At 68.7% G+C, this 15739-nt stretch carries 27 protein-coding genes and 1 pseudogene; 18 read left to right on the top strand and 10 right to left on the bottom strand.

The window, feature by feature from the left end; genetic code table 11:
• Positions 1 to 5 precede the first annotated feature (5 nt).
• From ACWCO2_RS13820 to ACWCO2_RS13790, 7 genes are read left to right on the top strand one after another with little or no spacing between them, the layout of a single operon-like run.
• Entirely contained in the window at positions 6 to 1163 is a 1158-nt protein-coding gene (locus ACWCO2_RS13820) for a hypothetical protein (protein ID WP_450128083.1), read from the top strand.
• 2 nt (positions 1164 to 1165) lie between these two features.
• The gene (locus ACWCO2_RS13815) at positions 1166 to 1708 is read left to right on the top strand and encodes a hypothetical protein (RefSeq protein ID WP_143061330.1); all 543 of its coding nucleotides are present in this window, start codon (positions 1166 to 1168) and stop codon (positions 1706 to 1708) included.
• Entirely contained in the window at positions 1708 to 1965 is a 258-nt protein-coding gene (locus ACWCO2_RS13810; RefSeq protein ID WP_450128082.1) for a hypothetical protein, read from the top strand. The genes ACWCO2_RS13815 and ACWCO2_RS13810 overlap by 1 nt, the downstream gene beginning before the upstream one ends.
• Before the next feature lie 24 nt (positions 1966 to 1989).
• Positions 1990 to 2328: a hypothetical protein gene (locus tag ACWCO2_RS13805; RefSeq protein ID WP_450128081.1), complete on the top strand. Its 339-nt coding sequence runs from the start codon at positions 1990 to 1992 to the stop codon at positions 2326 to 2328.
• Complete coding sequence (locus tag ACWCO2_RS13800) at positions 2325 to 3104, top strand: hypothetical protein (protein WP_450128080.1); 780 nt, start codon at positions 2325 to 2327, stop codon at positions 3102 to 3104. The genes ACWCO2_RS13805 and ACWCO2_RS13800 overlap by 4 nt, the downstream gene beginning before the upstream one ends.
• Positions 3105 to 3109: 5 nt before the next feature.
• Positions 3110 to 4123, top strand: a complete 1014-nt coding sequence (locus tag ACWCO2_RS13795; RefSeq protein WP_450128079.1) for a peptidoglycan recognition protein family protein — start codon at positions 3110 to 3112, stop codon at positions 4121 to 4123.
• Positions 4120 to 4416, top strand: a complete 297-nt coding sequence (locus ACWCO2_RS13790; RefSeq protein ID WP_450128078.1) for a hypothetical protein — start codon at positions 4120 to 4122, stop codon at positions 4414 to 4416. The genes ACWCO2_RS13795 and ACWCO2_RS13790 overlap by 4 nt, the downstream gene beginning before the upstream one ends.
• Positions 4417 to 4476: 60 nt before the next feature.
• Here ACWCO2_RS13790 and ACWCO2_RS13785 read toward each other — a convergent pair whose 3' ends face one another.
• From ACWCO2_RS13785 to ACWCO2_RS13745, 9 genes are all read right to left on the bottom strand, one after another.
• Positions 4477 to 4962, bottom strand: coding sequence for a hypothetical protein (locus ACWCO2_RS13785; RefSeq protein ID WP_450128077.1), 486 nt, complete (start codon positions 4960 to 4962; stop codon positions 4477 to 4479).
• A gap of 72 nt (positions 4963 to 5034) precedes the next feature.
• Entirely contained in the window at positions 5035 to 5181 is a 147-nt protein-coding gene (locus ACWCO2_RS13780) for a hypothetical protein (protein ID WP_450128076.1), read from the bottom strand.
• 185 nt (positions 5182 to 5366) lie between these two features.
• The gene (locus tag ACWCO2_RS13775; RefSeq protein ID WP_450128075.1) at positions 5367 to 6056 is read right to left on the bottom strand and encodes a hypothetical protein; all 690 of its coding nucleotides are present in this window, start codon (positions 6054 to 6056) and stop codon (positions 5367 to 5369) included.
• Positions 6057 to 6186: 130 nt separating this feature from the next.
• Positions 6187 to 7044 (bottom strand): hypothetical protein, encoded by an 858-nt coding sequence (locus ACWCO2_RS13770; protein ID WP_450128074.1) that lies wholly within the window; start codon positions 7042 to 7044, stop codon positions 6187 to 6189.
• Between the two features lie 71 nt (positions 7045 to 7115).
• The gene (locus ACWCO2_RS13765; RefSeq protein ID WP_450128073.1) at positions 7116 to 7262 is read right to left on the bottom strand and encodes a hypothetical protein; all 147 of its coding nucleotides are present in this window, start codon (positions 7260 to 7262) and stop codon (positions 7116 to 7118) included.
• Entirely contained in the window at positions 7259 to 8404 is a 1146-nt protein-coding gene (locus tag ACWCO2_RS13760; RefSeq protein WP_450128072.1) for a radical SAM protein, read from the bottom strand. The genes ACWCO2_RS13765 and ACWCO2_RS13760 overlap by 4 nt, the downstream gene beginning before the upstream one ends.
• Before the next feature lie 350 nt (positions 8405 to 8754).
• Positions 8755 to 9099 (bottom strand): hypothetical protein, encoded by a 345-nt coding sequence (locus ACWCO2_RS13755; RefSeq protein ID WP_450128071.1) that lies wholly within the window; start codon positions 9097 to 9099, stop codon positions 8755 to 8757.
• Positions 9096 to 9320, bottom strand: coding sequence for a hypothetical protein (locus ACWCO2_RS13750; RefSeq protein ID WP_450128070.1), 225 nt, complete (start codon positions 9318 to 9320; stop codon positions 9096 to 9098). Before ACWCO2_RS13750 ends, ACWCO2_RS13755 begins: the two co-directional genes overlap by 4 nt.
• Positions 9317 to 9571, bottom strand: coding sequence for a zinc finger protein (locus tag ACWCO2_RS13745; RefSeq protein ID WP_450128069.1), 255 nt, complete (start codon positions 9569 to 9571; stop codon positions 9317 to 9319). The genes ACWCO2_RS13750 and ACWCO2_RS13745 overlap by 4 nt, the downstream gene beginning before the upstream one ends.
• Positions 9572 to 9759: 188 nt before the next feature.
• On the opposite strand from ACWCO2_RS13745, the gene ACWCO2_RS13740 reads away from it, so the two are divergent.
• The 4 genes from ACWCO2_RS13740 to ACWCO2_RS13725 are packed head-to-tail and all read left to right on the top strand — an operon-like array spanning position 9760 to position 11556.
• Positions 9760 to 9966, top strand: a complete 207-nt coding sequence (locus ACWCO2_RS13740) for a hypothetical protein (RefSeq protein WP_450128068.1) — start codon at positions 9760 to 9762, stop codon at positions 9964 to 9966.
• Positions 9966 to 10484, top strand: coding sequence for a DUF6879 family protein (locus ACWCO2_RS13735; protein ID WP_450128067.1), 519 nt, complete (start codon positions 9966 to 9968; stop codon positions 10482 to 10484). The genes ACWCO2_RS13740 and ACWCO2_RS13735 overlap by 1 nt, the downstream gene beginning before the upstream one ends.
• A gap of 17 nt (positions 10485 to 10501) precedes the next feature.
• A complete protein-coding gene (locus tag ACWCO2_RS13730; RefSeq protein ID WP_450128066.1) occupies positions 10502 to 11365 on the top strand; it encodes a helix-turn-helix domain-containing protein in 864 nt (287 codons plus the stop codon).
• 2 nt (positions 11366 to 11367) lie between these two features.
• Positions 11368 to 11556: a DUF397 domain-containing protein gene (locus tag ACWCO2_RS13725; RefSeq protein WP_450128065.1), complete on the top strand. Its 189-nt coding sequence runs from the start codon at positions 11368 to 11370 to the stop codon at positions 11554 to 11556.
• Between the two features lie 69 nt (positions 11557 to 11625).
• On the opposite strand, the gene ACWCO2_RS13720 is transcribed toward ACWCO2_RS13725, so the two are convergent.
• Complete coding sequence (locus ACWCO2_RS13720; protein ID WP_450128064.1) at positions 11626 to 11841, bottom strand: hypothetical protein; 216 nt, start codon at positions 11839 to 11841, stop codon at positions 11626 to 11628.
• Between the two features lie 89 nt (positions 11842 to 11930).
• Here ACWCO2_RS13720 and ACWCO2_RS13715 point away from each other — a divergent pair.
• From ACWCO2_RS13715 to ACWCO2_RS13685, 7 genes and pseudogenes are all read left to right on the top strand, one after another.
• Positions 11931 to 12272 (top strand): annotated as a pseudogene (locus ACWCO2_RS13715) (ATPase, T2SS/T4P/T4SS family); the annotation flags it as partial.
• Positions 12266 to 13048, top strand: a complete 783-nt coding sequence (locus ACWCO2_RS13710) for a type II secretion system F family protein (RefSeq protein WP_450128063.1) — start codon at positions 12266 to 12268, stop codon at positions 13046 to 13048. The pseudogene ACWCO2_RS13715 and the gene ACWCO2_RS13710, both read left to right, overlap by 7 nt.
• Positions 13045 to 13740, top strand: a complete 696-nt coding sequence (locus ACWCO2_RS13705) for a type II secretion system F family protein (protein ID WP_450128062.1) — start codon at positions 13045 to 13047, stop codon at positions 13738 to 13740. Before ACWCO2_RS13710 ends, ACWCO2_RS13705 begins: the two co-directional genes overlap by 4 nt.
• A 33-nt stretch (positions 13741 to 13773) precedes the next feature.
• On the top strand, positions 13774 to 13974 hold the full coding sequence (locus tag ACWCO2_RS13700; RefSeq protein WP_450128061.1) for a DUF4244 domain-containing protein: 201 nt from the start codon (positions 13774 to 13776) through the stop codon (positions 13972 to 13974).
• Positions 13974 to 14360, top strand: a complete 387-nt coding sequence (locus tag ACWCO2_RS13695) for a TadE family type IV pilus minor pilin (RefSeq protein WP_450128060.1) — start codon at positions 13974 to 13976, stop codon at positions 14358 to 14360. The genes ACWCO2_RS13700 and ACWCO2_RS13695 overlap by 1 nt, the downstream gene beginning before the upstream one ends.
• Positions 14357 to 14704 (top strand): Rv3654c family TadE-like protein, encoded by a 348-nt coding sequence (locus tag ACWCO2_RS13690; RefSeq protein ID WP_450128059.1) that lies wholly within the window; start codon positions 14357 to 14359, stop codon positions 14702 to 14704. Before ACWCO2_RS13695 ends, ACWCO2_RS13690 begins: the two co-directional genes overlap by 4 nt.
• Before the next feature lie 289 nt (positions 14705 to 14993).
• Positions 14994 to 15659 carry a bifunctional DNA primase/polymerase gene (locus tag ACWCO2_RS13685; RefSeq protein WP_450128058.1) on the top strand — a complete coding sequence of 222 codons (666 nt, stop codon included), beginning with the start codon at positions 14994 to 14996 and terminating at the stop codon, positions 15657 to 15659.
• The last annotated feature ends 80 nt before the right edge of the window (positions 15660 to 15739 follow it).

Raw genomic sequence — 15739 nt, 5'->3', positions numbered from 1 at the left:
CGATCGTGGCCGACTACCGGCAGCGCGGCACCGCGCCGCGGTTCGAGGTGCTGGTGTTCCACACCCGGACCGGGAACGTGCTGGCCGAGCTGGACTACTCCGCGCTGTCGTTCGACGAGCAGCTGAACGCCGGCGGCACCGCGTCGATCGCGTGCCCGCTGGATGCCGCGACCGGCCGCGACACCTGGGACGATCGATCCCCGGCGTACGTGCTGCGCGGCATCATCAGCGGTCCGTGGCGGTTCAGCCTCGCGATCGTGTGGGGCAACACGGTGGCATGGGCCGGGCCACTGGTCTCCCCGGTCCCCGCCATATCCGGTGTGGAACTGAAGTGCTCGACGCTGTGGGCGCTGTTCGGGCGCCGCAGGTTGATGACCTACGCCGCCGTCGACCCAGCCTCGCCGAGCGCCACCGTGTCGTTCACCGGCCGCTCGCTGGCGGGGATCGCGCAGGGCATCGTCGAGCACGCCACCGCCGAATACGGCCGGGAACTCCCGCTGGACTATCTGCCGGTCACCGTTGATGGCGACCACGAACGCACCTATCACGGCTACGACTACAAGCCCGTCGACGAGGCCCTGCAGCAGCTGTCCGAGGTCATCAACGGCCCGGATGTGGACTTCCGCCCGATCCTCGTGCGCACCGCCACCGGCGAGCAAATCCGCTGGAAAGTCCGCATCGGACAACCCGAGCTCGGCGACCCGGCGGCGCCGCTGGTGTGGGACTACGGCACCGGGCTGGTTAACCTCGAATTCGACATCGACGCTTCGCAGATGTGCTCGTACGTCGCGGTCCCTGGTGACGGGCAGGAGAACGCCAAGGTGTTCGGCACCGCGTTCAGCAACGAGTTGGTCGACGCCGGGTGGCCCGCGCTGGAAGACGCCAACAGCGACCACAGCTCGTCGACCAACCGGGCCGAGCTCAACGACTACGCCGCCGCGCACCTGGCCGCCTACAAACGCCCCCTGGTAGCGCGCAGCGCCATCGTGGACCCGTCGGTGTATCCGGGGATCGACGTGTGGAGGCTCGGCGACTGGGCGAAATTCGACCTGCACGGGCACCCGTTCGCCGCCGACGGCGAACACCTCGCCCGCATCACCGGATCGTCCTATTCGGACGGCCGGATCAAGCTGGAACTCACCGGCACCCTCGCGGAGGTGTGAACGTGCCGACGATCCCCCGCCCCGGCGGCGACCCCCTCGACGAAATCCGCAAGCTGCAGCAGCGGGTCGCCGAGCTGGAACGCCGCTCCAACACCCAGCTCATCACCAAGGACGCAGGCGGGGCCACGCTGGTCGCGCCGGACAAGCTCACCGGCCGCGGCCTGGCCCGCCCCTACATCCCCACACCCATGATCCCAACGGATGTCCCGGAGTGGCCCGGCACGCAGCAGACCACGTTCACGGGCAAGTGGGTGCAATCGATCTACCACCAGCACCCCAAGATCACGCTCGTGGTGTACGCCGCCGCCGACACCGCCGGCACCACCGGGGAAATCCGGGTACTCATCGGCGGCGCGGTGTTCTCCGACGCCGCCCAGGTGACCGCCGTCGGCAACACCATCTACCAGGCCAACGCCTTCCTGTTCGGGCCCGGACTGTGGCCCGGCAACCACATGGCACCGGTCACCGTCGAAATCCAGGCCCGCCGCACCGCCGGAACCGGCTGGGTCCGGCTATGGCCGGCCCTCTGGGGAGTGGAGGCGTGATGTCCGAAGTCGTCCTTCTGACAACCATGGCCCTGGACTGGTTCGGCGGACTGCCGGTACCGCCCGGGGTCGGCGACAACACCGGATGGGCTCCGCCCGCGGTGTGGGACACCGAAACCGGCGGCCTGGTCGACGAAACCGGTGCCCCCGTGATCCCAACCGATCCGCCGCCCTCGGCGTATCCACCCGAGGTCGTCGTCATCCAACCGCCCATCGTCGACGAACCCGCACCCACCGACCCCGAAACGGGCGCCTGACCCAACATGCCCTGGGGGTGATCTGTGGAGGCCATCACCGGCGCCCTGTTCCAGTCGCTACCGCAGTTCGGCAGCGCCGGGGCACTCCTCGCGCTGCTGGCCTTCGTCATGCGGCACGCCGCCAGCGACCGCGGCGACTACCGGGCCGCGCTCGGCGACGCCGAAACACGCCACGCCGCCGAACTCGCGCGCATCGCCGAGGCGCACGACGCCGAACTGCGCGAGCTCCGCGACGACATCGCCGCACTGCGCAAGCAACTCGACGAACTGCACCTAGCGCTCGACGTCGAACGATCCGAGCGCCGCCGCGCCGAGGACCAGGCCGCCGAGCTGGCGCGCCGCGCAGGAGGGAATGCGCCATGACGCGACGGCTCAACCGGACCCGATTACTACTGCTCGCCGTGGCCGTGGCGCTGCTGGCCTACCTCGTCGGCGCCCAGGTACTCACGCAGGTACGCGCCAACGAACAGGCCGACCAACGTGCACAGGCCCAGCAGCAGGCAGCCGAGTCGGCACAGGACGCGCGGGCCGTCGCCGACCCGCTCGCAGAGCTCTGCCGCACCGATCCGAGCGTGGCGGCCCGGGTCGGCGACGCCTGCCGCATCGCCGCCGAGGTCCGCCAGGAGCCCGAACCGCCGGCGGTGTCGCGCGCGGACATCGCCGCCGCAGTGGCCGACTACCTGCGCCACAACCCGCCCCCGGCCGGACGCTCGGCGACGCTCGACCAGATCACCACCGCCGTCGCCGAGTACCTGACCGCCCACCCACCGCAGCCCGGACGCCCACCTACCGCCGGCGAGATCTCGGCAGCGGTCGCGGGCTACCTCGCGGACAACCCGCCGCCCGCCGGGAGCGACGGCGCCGACGGCGAACCCGGACGACCGCCCACCGCCGACGAGATCGACGCGGCAGTGGCCCGCTACTTCGCCGACAACCCGCCGCCCGCGGGCCCGCCCGGACCTCAAGGCGAACAAGGCGAACCGGGTCCGACATGCCCGCCTGGCTACGAGCTGCGGCCTGTGCTGCTGCTCGCGCCCAACGGCGGCACCTACGACGGCATCGGATGCGTCGACGGCCCAGCCACCCCCGGCACACCGTCCACAGAGGACGGCAAGCCCACAACACTCCCAACGAGGTGATCCCCTTGGCCCTCCCCCTGGTCTGGCTCGCCGACGTGCTGCGCGCCGCCGGGCTCCGCGTCGTCGAAACACCCGGCTGGCGCGAACGAACCGCCACGGGCGGCCCGCAACCGACTCGACCGGTCGGCGTGCTCGAACACCACACCGCCACCCCCGCGTCCTACGCCCGCCCCGCGCCCACCGTGCAGATGTGCATCACCGGCCGCCCCGACCTCGACGGCCCGCTGTGCCATGCGGTCATCGGCTACGACGGCACGGTGCATGTGATCGCCGCGGGCCGCGCCAACCACGCCGGAAAAGCTCGAGCATCCGGCCCGAACCCCGCCGGCGACGGCAACACCCTCTACGTCGGGTTCGAGTGGGATTACCACGGCGTCAACCAGTCGCCCAGTCCCGAGCAGTACACCGCCGCGGTGCGGGCGACGCGGGCGGTGCTGGCCAAGCTCGGCCGCCCGGCCGACGCCGCGCGCGGCCACCGCGAAACCTCCGTGACCGGGAAGATCGACCCCGGCCGCGTGGACCTCGACAAGTTCCGCCGCGACGTCGCCGCGGCCAACCCCCAGGAGGACAGCGACTTGACCCCCGAACAGGCAGCCCAGCTCAGCCGCATCGAAAACGAGCTGCTCGGCCCTCGCGGCGACCGTGGCCAGATTCAGGGCTGGGGCACCGCCACCGGTCCGCGCACCGTGGTCGCGATGCTGGTGGACCTGCACAACGCACTGCTCGCCCCACAACTCAGCCGCTACCCCGACCCCAACAGCAAGATCAAGCTCTCCGCGGTCGACGCGATCCGCGACAACAACGGCGTGATCTACCAGCTCCCGGCGATGATCAGCGCCGCCGGGCAGGCGGATCCGGCGAAGGTCGCCGCTGCGCTGCGTCCGATGCTGGCCGAGGTCGTCGGCCCGGTCGTGGCCGAGTCCGTACGCGCCGCGCTCGGCGCAGACAACACCGACCAGGCCGATGCGATCGTCACCGAGTTGGCGCAGCGTCTCGCCGGGCGGGAGGCTGCAGCATGAGCGACCAGCTCACCGCGTGGCTGCGCACAATCGTTCCCGCCGCCTGGTCCGCCCTGGTCGCGTGGCTGATCACCGCCGGCGCCCCCGACTGGCTCACTGATCCGCTCGGCGACGCCGGGCCCACGCTCGTCGTGCCGTTCGTGCTCGCCACGGTCTACGCGCTGCTCCGGTGGGCCGAGCCGTACCTTCCGTTGCCAGTCGCTCGGGTGTTGCTCGGCTCCGCCCGGCAACCCATCTACACTCCGCCGGACTCGGCGGACAACGCAGCAAGCCCCACACCCCCGCGTGGATGAGAACGTGCCCCGCACCTGTCCGGAGTTCCGGACAGGTGCGGGGCACGCTTGCTTTTCAGGTCACCGCAGTTCGGCAGGCGGCTGATCGCTCCAGCTGCGGAACAGTACGTGAGGCGCCTCGGCAGCGGCCAAACGGTTCAAAGCCTCGGCACGTTCGCAGCGCAGAGGTGCTCCGTACTCGATGCACCACATGATCGTTTGCTCGAATGTGACTCGTCCGGTCGGCAGGTGCTCGTTGTAGGTGGGCGGCAGATGGATGTGGGGGCCTTTGGCCGGGCTGTTGCCGACTGGATGCCAGTGGATTCGCCACGCGTCCGTACCGTCTGGCTTGCGGTATGCGTAGGCGTAACTACGGGTGGTTACCCGTAGTGGCTCCTCGTGTTTGGCAGGGTCAGCGTCGATGATCCTGAAGTGCATTTGCGCCCGGAAGCTGCCCCAGCTGCCGAGATGCATGCCGTCCTGCCCATTCAAGGACCATGCATAGTCGACATTCTTGTGGTAGGCGCCCCGCTTAGGGATCAAGAACATCGCGTGGCCGTCAAGCACACTCAGGGCTTCACGGAGTGGTTCGAGAAACGCTTTAACTGCTTCTTGTGGAGTCCGACCGGGCACGAGCGCTCACCGAACGAACGGCACATACATCCACACGTTGACCAAACCTGGCACGTCGTCAAAGTCCTGGTCACGCCACTCGCCGTCGTCCCACCGGCGTAGGAACTCCTCGCCGCTGATGCCCATCTCCTCGCGGGTGACCTGGTCAAACATCTCAGCGGCCTGCTCTGCGGAAAGATCAACAACCTCTGCGTCACATACCACGTATGACATGGTCACTCCCCCACTCTCACACACGCATCACAGACCAGCCTCGACAGTAAACCGTACCGCCGACAGTCTTGGTACCTCTTCGAGGAGCAGTGCTCATCATCACCCAGTAGAACCAACACCGCACCTCAACGCCGGGCCGCCGGGGCACGCTGTGGTGGCGCGTACCTTTGGGAGCCGACAGTGAACTGGCCACGGCGATTCATACGGATCGGTTCCACGGAGACGGTGCCGCCGGAAACTTCGACCAGCGCGAACCCCTGTTGCCAGCGCTGTTCCGTGCTCGCCTGGCGGTGCTTTTCCGCTAGCGGGTCCGACAGATGCCCAACTTCAACACCCGTCACCGTAGAGTTGATCTCGCCGTCGTAGCCGACGCTGTATGAGCCTTTGCCCAGGCGGCCGGTACTTCCCATCACGACCGACGCCCCGAGACGCTTGGCAAGCTTCAGCGCCGAAGCGCCCGGAAGCCCGCTGTAGATGTCGTGCTTCTCCACCTCCTGATGCGCGAACATCGTCCACCCTGGTGCGAACGTCGTGATTCCCGGTCCCCACTCAACGCCCGGTAGGTCGGGGCATTGGTCGCCCAACAGCACTACGCGCCTATCCATGCAGCGGCGCAACGGATCGACCACGTTCGCGAGAGCTCGTGCCATGACCTCAGCACGATCCGCGTTCGCGGCAGCGTCATCAACCAGGCCGCCTAGGATCACAACCTGGTCTGGCCGGTACGCCGCCAGGAAGCTCAACAGCGAAGCGAGCGCGCGGGAATCCTCGAACGGCACACGAAGGTCAGACAACACGGCGTAGCGATAGTTCACAGTTGGCCCTCCACCATCGATGGCAATGCAGCGATCTTGGATGAGCCCCGCTACTGCCGCGCACTGTGTGACTCGATGGCGTACGCCGCGAACACCGCAGCGCCCCGCTAGAACCCAAGCACCTTGGGTTCTAGCGGGGCGCTTTCGCCGTTTTCGACGTCAGATCACGCCGAGTATCCGGGCACGCCCGATGGTGCTCGGCCCAGGCGCGGGCGGTCGCCGCCATTGTTTGTGCCCAGGGGATCGGGTGATCCCGCTCGATCTCGTTCCACATGTTCCTGTTCGCGCGGGCGAACACGGCGACATGCTCGGGATCGGCGGCAGCGTAGGCGGGAAGCCGTGCGGCGATGGTCTCGGCTTGGGCAATGGTGTGGCCGTGGGCGATGAGTCGCAGCAGCCAGAACGCCAGGTCGGTCCAGGACTGCGCCGGCGTCGCCCACGCCCAGTCGATCAGCCACGCCTGACCGTGCGAGATCAAGACGTTGTCCGGCATCCAGTCCGTGTGCGTGAGTGATTGCCCAGCGAAGACCAGGGCGTCCGCGGGATCGTCGACGTAGGTTCGCAGGCGCGTCTCGATGGGCTTCCACGGGCCGGGACCCGCCGGGATCTCGATGTCGCTCAGGGCGTGCATGAGTTCCACGACCAGATCGATGTCAGGTGAGCCTGGCCCGTAGTGCGCTGACCGGCCGTCAATATGCTCGAAGCCCAGGACGTTCCACCCGCCTTCATCGAACTGCCACAGCAACGCGGGGGAAATCCCCTTGACCAACGGCGCCGCGGCGGCCTCGCGAGCCTGGGTGATGACCATGCGGTGGTCAGACGGCAGTCCTTTGACGAAGACCCTGCCGTCGCGGGTCTCCAGCGCGGCGGCCAGCGGCGAGTTCTTCCCGTCGGTCACGGCGTGGCCCGAGGTGATCGGCCCCGTCCGGGCCGTGATCGACTCGATGAGGGAGCCGGGCAGATCGGCCCACTGGAGACGTTTCGCCAACAGTAAGTCCTTACGAGACAGGGCGGGCGACCCGGCATGATCACCGGGCCGCCCGCAGGTCGGTCACTCGGTCACTGGTACGGGACGTCGCTGGAGGAGCTGCACGCGCACATCACCATGAGACCGTCGGTGTCGGCGACGAGTTCCACGGCGTCGGGGTCCAGAGTGTCAGGCTCCTCCGGCGGACCCGAGAGCAGCTCGATTGCAACAGCGGTCATGATTCACCCCCCTTCGCGCTCGCAGATATCGGGCCACTACTGCCGTGCTGGCAGTAGAGCTCCAGCGGGGCCTTGGCCTGCCGGTAGAGATTCGCCAGCGGCATACACGTTCCGCAGGTCTTTTGGAGGGTGCAGCCCGAGCACCCGCCATGACGGGTGGTGAGCCGGTCTCCGATCACAGCGAGTTTCCGAAGGCCGTCCACGCCCTCGTCGAGCAGGTTGATCTGCTCCTCGCGTCCGATCTTGCAGATGCTGGCCATCCCGTGGGGATCGGAGTGGAAGTGTGTGATCCCCGCGTTGCACCCGGTGTAGGGGTCGTGCTTGCGTAGCACTTCGCGGGCCTGGCTGGGCAGCACCTCGCCGCCGCCACTGAACGTCGGCGTGATGTTGGTGTACTCGAACGAGGGGATGCCGAATCTGTCGGCGATCGCCGTCATCTCGTCGCGCTCGTGGGCGTTGTGCCGCGAGAGCACGCAGTTGATCCGCATGGAGAGCCCGGCCTCGTGCGCCGCCTCCAGCCCGCACATGAACCGCTTGAACGCGCCTCGGCTACGGGTCATCCCGTCGTAGGACTCTTCCGTCGCCCCGTAGAGACTCAGCGTCAGTCGGTACGGCCGGTAGGTTTTCAGGAGGTCCAGCACCTTCGGCCGGTACAGCGTCGATCCGTTGGACGAGATCTGGATCATCATCCCCAGCCCACTTGCGTAGGCGAGCGTTTCCGCGAACAGCGGATCTACGAGGGGCTCGCCCCCGGTGAGCTGAAGCCACAGGACCCCGGCTTCGGCCATGACGTCCAGGAGCCGTTGACGGTCAGGCCATTTCAGCCCCGCCCACAGCTTCTCGCCGAGGTAGCAGTGCTCGCAGTCGTAGTTACACCCGAGGTTCAGTTCGTAGGAAGCGCGGGCGTAGCCGTACGGGGTATCCGGGCGGATCCTGATCGTGTCTCCGGCCGCCTTCCCGGTCACGTCCATGCCCCACTGACCGCGGGCGGCAACGGCCAGCCAGTCAGGCACCGCAGCGGTGAACGCGGCGTCCCGAAGCTCGGCGTACTTGTTCACACCGAGCTTGATCCCTCCTTCCCGGCCAGGACTGACGACCAGGTGACCATCGGGGTAAGGGCTGGCGATGAGCTGGTAAGTCATGGAGACCTCCGTCTCAGGTCAGGCAACGTTGCTTGAAACCGGTGCTGGTTCCGTTCGGGGGTTCGGCACCGGGGCGGTTTCCTCGGGGAGCGCCCCCGGCGTGATCGGGTCGGTTGCGGCGCCGTTGCCGCGCGTCGACCCTGCTGCCGCAGGTCCGGCCTTCCCCAAGCCGGGACCAGCTCGCCATCGACAGTTCGCGCCGGGGGCTGTGGATGGCCGGGTGGCGCCGGACGTCTCGTCGCCTGCCCGGCCATCCGGGTGCCCGGCCACCGCTGGGGGTCGGTGACGGTTGGGCACGTCGTTGCGGTGGGGACGCCGGTCGGGGGAAGGCAGCGACGTCCCCACCGTGATCAGGTACCGAGGTCGCGCAGCGCGTCCAGCAGCCGGCGCACCATCCCCGGATGCCGCTGCATCGCCACGGGGTCGTCAACCGGCAACCCGGACTCGATCACGGGCAGTCGTCGGGTTTCCTCGACGGCGAGCGCGTCGGCCAGGTCGCCGCGCATGACGACCGGCTCGCGCAACCGGTGTCGGCCATGGCCGCGGGTTTCCGCTTCGACTCGTGCAACCAGGTAGGCGACCGTCAACGCACCCTCGCCGCTCCCGGCATGGCGGGCCGGGGCGTAGTAGAACGTCGCCCACAGCGCGAGCCCCGCGGTGCCAAGCAGGCTCGTCGCGACGAACGCGGCGATCACCGGTCAGCCCTCACCGAGTCGATGACAACGCGACTGCTCTCGATCGCCGCACTACCGCGCAGCTGTTCCCCCAGCTTGTCCACGCTCTTCGCCAGGTTCAGCAGTTCGGCAGAGCTCCAGCGGCCTGCCTCGATGTCGTCGACCGCGTACCCAAGCGCCAAGATCGCGCCCCGGATCGTTGTCGCGAGCTTCGTGAACTTCTGGCGTTCCTCCGGGGTCATCGTGCACTCGCCGTCGGCCGCAGCCCGGCGCGTGTCCGCACCGCGGCGTTGCAGTCCGGGCAGGTTCCCCACAGCCACGCGGTCTCGCTGGAATTGGCGGTGAGGCTCTGCCCACACAGCGTCGTGACCTCGGTGCCGTCTGGGTAGATCGACGCGCCCGGCGGGTGCTCGTCAGCGCTCGCGTGCCGCTGACCGTCCGCCGGAACCCAGTGGAACGGGTGAGGCTGGTACGTCGCGCCAATGCTGGTCATAGCGACGACTGTGACGCTCGAAAGAGCAACGAAGCAAGCAATTCGAGAAATTTCAAAGCAACTACGCCCGTTCGGGGTAGCCGCTTTGAGCCTGATGGAGCTGCGACGCGGAAGGGCACCCGGTTGGGCGTTGACGGTTGCTCGTGTTGCTTGCAGGATGCTCGGTGTTTCGACGATCTGGAGGGGCTATGAAGCTCAAGTTCTTGGGGACGACCAGCATCAACGGCTCGTGCCCGAACCTGTACGCCACCGACCGCGGCACCTTCGTCGTGCAGGGCTACAAGATCGACGACCCGGAAGCCCTTGCGGCACTTCACGCCCGAGGGATGCCGGAAACGGAAACCGCGGTCGAGATTCCCGCCGGGCTGCTGCGGTTCGCGCCGAAGGGCACCTGATGACCCGGCTCGTACGCGGCGAGGACTTCGGGCGGCTGTTCGAGACCTTCGCGCGCTCGGCCTGGCGCTGGGAATGCCAGGCCGAGTACCGGGAACCGCACGAGGCCGAGGCGTTTCGGCAGTTCCTCGCGGGCGAAACTCCCGACATGTCGTTCACGACGGAATGGCTGGCCAACGTCCGGCAGGCAACCGCAGCAGGGCGGCGTTTCGAACGGGTGCGGGTGCTTACCGAGCCCCTGACCGACTACCTGCGGTTCGAGATGTTCGCGGCACCAGGCAACGCCGCGGCGGGTGAAGTCATCCGCGTCATGTCGACCACGGCCGCCGCCGAACACAACCTGCCCGATCAAGACTTCTGGTTGTTCGACGACGAGCTCGTGGCGATCATGCACTTCGACAGCCACGGCATGATCGCCGCCGAACTCGTCGACGAGGCCGAGACCGTGGCCAAGCACAGGAGGTGGCGCGAACTTGCCTGGAGTCATGCGGCACCCTTTGAAACGGTCCTGACCTCCTGACCCGACGAGATGAACCTGTGAGCACACCCGAACGGCACAAGCTCGAATTCGGCGATCGACTCCGCGAACTCCGTGAACGCGCCGGCTACACCGGAAGGGAGTTCGCCAGCGCTGCAGGCTGGCAGCCGTCCAAGATTTCCAAGATCGAGAACGGCAAGCAGCTCGCGACCGACGCCGATCTGCTGACCTGGGTGCAGCTCGCCAAGGTTCCGGAACCGACGGCTACCGAACTCCGCGACGAGTTGCGGATAGTCCGGCTGGAGTCCTCCAGCTGGAAACGGCAGCTGCGGACCGGGCACCGGCGACGACAAGAGCGCAGCCGCGATATCGAGGCGGATGCACGCACGATCCGCACGTTCGAACTCGTCGTCGTGCCCGGTCTCGTTCAGACCGCGGACTACGCCCGCCACGTGTTCAGCTCGGCCGCCGCCTTGCAGCAGGTGCCGCACGACACCGACGCCGCTGTGCAGATTCGCCTGGAGCGGCAGCACGCGCTCTACGACTCGGCCAAGCACGTCGAACTGCTCATAGCCGAGTCGGCCCTGCGCTACTTCGCCTGCCCGCCGCAGACGATGGTGGCGCAGATCGATCGGCTGATCGCCCTGTGCGGGCTGGCGACCGTCCGGCTCGGCATCATCCCGCTCAACACTCGCTTGCCGCACATCCCGGCCAGCGGGTTCTGGATCATCGGCGACACCGTGTTCGTCGAGACCGTCAACACCGAGATCAACACCGACGACCCCGACGACGTCGCCCTCTACAACCGGCTCGCCGACAGCCTCTGGCAGGTCGCGGTCGAAGGAGATGACGCTCGACGGCTGCTCGTGCAGATCTCCACGGATATCGCCCGGCTGCCTGATCCACCGACGACGAGGGACTGACCGTGTTCACCAACTGGCGCAAGTCGACCAAGAGCCTGCACAACCCCGAACAGTGCATCGAGGTCGGCACCGCCCCCAACATGACCGGCGTGCGCGACACCAAGGACCGTGACGGCGGTCTGCTCAGCTTCACCAATGAGCGTTGGGCCGACTTCCTCGCCGCGGTGAAGGCGAACAAGTTCAACGCCTGAACCACGTACACAGCGAACAGCCCCCGGCCTTCCTGCTGCCGGGGGCTGTTCCGTCCGATCGCTACTCGGTCAGCGTTCGAGCTCTGGCCGATCCACCCGTGTGGCTCTCGCCCGCACGGGGCGCGCTTGCGGCAACCGCACTTCGAGGTACCTACGAACCCCGAACCCGTTGCGCATCGGGTAGTCCCGATCGCCGCCGGCCAAGTCGAGCACGGTGCCGATTGCGGTCTGGATGGCGGCGGCTTCCTCTGGGCTGTCGGCCATGATCCTGATGCGTGCGGTCATCGCGTTGCCTCCAATCGCGGCCTCTGCCTCGGACCGTCGCAGAATGGGCCCGGGCCGTCCTTCGTTGTGTTGGTCCTAAGCAGTCTTGATGCGAGCTGCTGGCAGCGCTGAACACCGGTCACGACGGGGGCGGAGGCACGCTGCACGCGAATTCTCCGCAGGAAGTCCCGGCCCGGATGGAAGCGCTGGCGGCTTTGGGTGGGCTGTCGCGCACGGCGCTGCACAGCCAGCTCGCCGCGGCCGTGCAGGTGGTGCTGCACGTTCGGCGGAGCGCGCAGCGGGGCCGGTATCTGGCTGGCATTGGCGTGATGCGGCGCGATGGAGAGCGGGTTCAGGTCGTTCCGGCGTGGCAGCGCGATGGCGGTTGGGCATCGGGCCGGGGGGACTTGGCCGCGCTGTTGGCGGCGAGGGGAGGTGCGTTGCCGTGCTGATCCTCGCGCTGCTGGCCGCAGCGGTGCTGTGCTGGCCGGTGGTCCACTCCCGCTACCGGCTCGGGGTTCGAGCGCGGCCGGCGCTCGGGCCGGTGCGCCACACGCGGCTGCTCGCGGTGCTGGTGTCGGCGGTCGCCGGGCTTGTTTCAGGCGGTCCGGCAGGCCTTTTCGCGGGATCGGGGCTGGCGCTGCTCGGCGTGCACTACTGGCAGTCCGTGCGGATGCGGCGAGAGCGGCTCGCTCGAGCCGACGAGCTGACCGCGGGGCTGCGGCTGCTGGTGGCTCAGCTGCGGGCAGGTGCACATCCCGCGTCGGCGGCGGAAGGTGCTGCGGACGAGGCCGGGCCAGCGGTCGCGGGCGTTTTCCGGGACATGGCGGCCACGGTTCGGCTCGGCGGCGATGTGGCGACCGTCCTGCATGGACACGAGCTCGTCGAGCTGCGTGCGCCGCTGGGACGGATCGCCAGGGCGTGGGCGTTGGCGGAACGGCACGGCGTTGCGCTGGCCGACTTGCTCGACGCAGTCCGTCGCGATGTCGAGCGGCGCACGGCGTTCCGCCGCGGTGTCGAGGCGAAGCTGGCCGGTCCGCGCTCGACGGCAGCGGTGCTCACCGGGCTGCCGATCTGCGGCCTGCTGTTCGGTGAAGCCATCGGATCGGCTCCGCTCGAGGTGCTCAACAGCGGACTGGTCGGACAGCTGCTGTTGCTGGTGGGCGTGGCCCTGTTGGCGGCCGGTGCGATCTGGACGTTGCGGCTGACCGAGGCGGTGCAGTCGTGATCGAAGTCGCCCCGGTGCTCGCGGCAGCTGCGGTGCTGATCGCTCCCAGCGCCTCGGGGCGGGAAAGACTGCGGTCGCTGCGCCCGCAGTCCCGGCCGAAGCAGCGTGCATCCGCCGTCGTGTGGCTGCTCCCGCTGGCCGTGGGATCGGTCGCCGTGCAGGTATTCGGCCTGGTCATGGGGGGCCTGATCGGCTTGGCCGCGGCGATCGCCGCGCGCCGGTGGTCGGTGGCCCGAAGGCGTGAGCGCACCGATCAGCTGGTGCTGGCGGCCGGCTGGGACCTGCTCGCCGCCGGGATGCGGGCGGGACTGCCGGTGCCGGTGGTCGTGCAGGCGGTGGCCGACGAACTCGCCGGTGCCGCGCGCCGAACCCTGCGCGAAGTCGCCGATCACCTCGCGCTCGGATCGGACGCGGTGACGAGCTGGGAGCCGGCGCTGTCGAACCCGGACACCGCCGAACTCGCCCGCGCGGCAAGACGAACGGCCCGCACCGGTCAGGGCCTGGCCGAGGTGGCAGCCGAGCTGGCCGAGCACGCCCGCGCCACGGTCACCGAGCAGGCCGAAGCACGTGCCCAACGAGCGACGGTGTGGATCTCCGCGCCGCTGGGTCTGTGCTTCCTGCCCGCATTCCTGTGCCTCGGCGTGGTTCCCGTGGTCATGGGAACTCTGCACCGGCTGACCGTGCCCTGGTAACCAATCAATCCATTGTGGACATTTGGAGGAGAGATGACGAATCTGGACCTTCCCGCTCGACGACTCCGCGTGCTTCTGCACGGTGATGGCGGGATGACGACGGCCGAGTACGCGATGGGGACGGTGGCGGCGGTCGCTTTCGCCTCGCTGCTGTTCGACATCGTCACCGGAGGCACGGTCAAGGACGCGCTCGCCGGGCTCATCGAGCGCAGCCTGGAGGGTGGCGAGGCCTGATGGCCGCACAGGTGGCTCCGGTGCCGCACGGTGCCGGAGCACCCGACCGCGGCGCGGTGACGGTCGAAGCCGCACTGGGCATCTGCTCGGTGATGGCGATGTTCGTGCTGACCCTGATCGGGGCCAACGCGCTGATCGGCCACCTTCGCTGCACGGACGCGGCGGTGGAGGCAGCGCGGCTGGCGGCGCGCGGCGACCAGGCCCGCGTCGAGGAAGCAGTCAGCCGGATGGCACCGGCAGGTGCGGCGCTGGAGATGCAGGTCGACGGCGACGTCGTCCGCACGGAGGTGAGCATGCCGCTGCCCGCCCAGCTGCCCGGCCGCTGGCTGCACGCGCGGGCGGTGGCCGTGCTGGAACCGGGCGTCGAAGGGCAGGTGGTGCGATGAAAGGCGATCGGGGAGCGGCCACGGCGCTGTCCGCGATCCTGGCGCTGGCACTGCTCACGCTGCTCGTGTTCATCGTCCAGCTCGGCGCGGTGACCACCGTCCGGCACCGGGCGGAAGGCGCTGCCGACCTAGCGGCGCTGGCCGCCGCTGCGCACGCGCCGCACGGGCAGGAAGTGGCGTGCGAGCGGGCTGCGGAAGTCGCCGACGGCATGCGCGTCTCGGTCACCGAGTGCCGATTGGAGGGCTGGAACGCCCGCGTGACCGTTCAAGCTGATCTTCCTGCGACTCTGCCGTTCGGAGGAAAGGCCAGCGCACGGGCGCACGCGGGGCCGATCGACGAGTGATCGGGGCAGCCGCGACGAACGGTCGATGAACGGTTGGAGGAGTCCGCGCCGTAGTGCTTCCGAAGCCGTTCATCCAGATGATCTTTCTGCTGACGTGTTCCGCACGAGCGCGTTCGTCGCGGCTGAACGACCGGTCGCCGACGCGGGGTGTACTCGGCGGGGTGGCATGCCGTTGATTAGAGGTGTGAGCGGGACGACTTCACAAGTTCACGACAACGAGGTCGAGAACAGGTGGTTCCCCCGAAGACCACCGGTCAACCGCCCACTGTGGAGCAAGGAGGCGGAACAGATGCAATGGTCGGCGGAGAGGTGGCAAAGCGCCTTCCGCGGCGTCCCGGCCCACCCGGCCGGGTTGACCAGCAGCCGGATCGAACTGCGCGTGCAGGCAATCGGATTCGCTTCGCGCGGTTGGCCGGTGCTTCCCGGAACCTATCCCGATGGAGACCACTGGATCGGCCGGCACGGTCGTCAGGAGCACGGCCCGATGCCGGTGCACCGCGACTGGCAGACCCGGCTGGGCACCAACCCCGACGAGGTGACGGCCTGGTGGGCCGAGCACCCCTACAGCCTGCTGATCGCGACCGGCAGCACGGTCGACGCGCTCGAGGTCGACCCGGTCCTCGGCCGGGCCGGAGCCTCGGTGCTGCGCGCCTTGGGCTTCCCGGTGCCGATCGTGGCGACCCCGAAGGGACGCTGGTACTTCATGATGGCCGGTGGCGGTGAACTCGCCTCCGAACTGGCCGACGTGCCCGGAATCCGCTTGCACGGCAAGGGGAGCTGGGTGCCCATGCCACCCTCCGCCTACCCGGGCGGCGCGGTGCACTGGCGGGTCAAGCCGGAGGTCTGCGCCTGGCGGCTGCCCACCCCGGACTTCGTGCAGGAAGCGCTCTGCACGGGTCGCGAGAACCTCGAGAACGACCCAGACGTGGCAGAACTCCTCGCGGCGAGCAGCTAACCCTGCCGACCGTGCTGGCGCCGAGCATCGGCATCCGCGCCCGGGCCCCGACGCGACCGGACACGCACACATCCGAGCAC

This window comes from Saccharopolyspora sp. NPDC002376, assembly GCF_053593195.1.
This window is presented reverse-complemented; position numbering and strand designations above follow the sequence as displayed.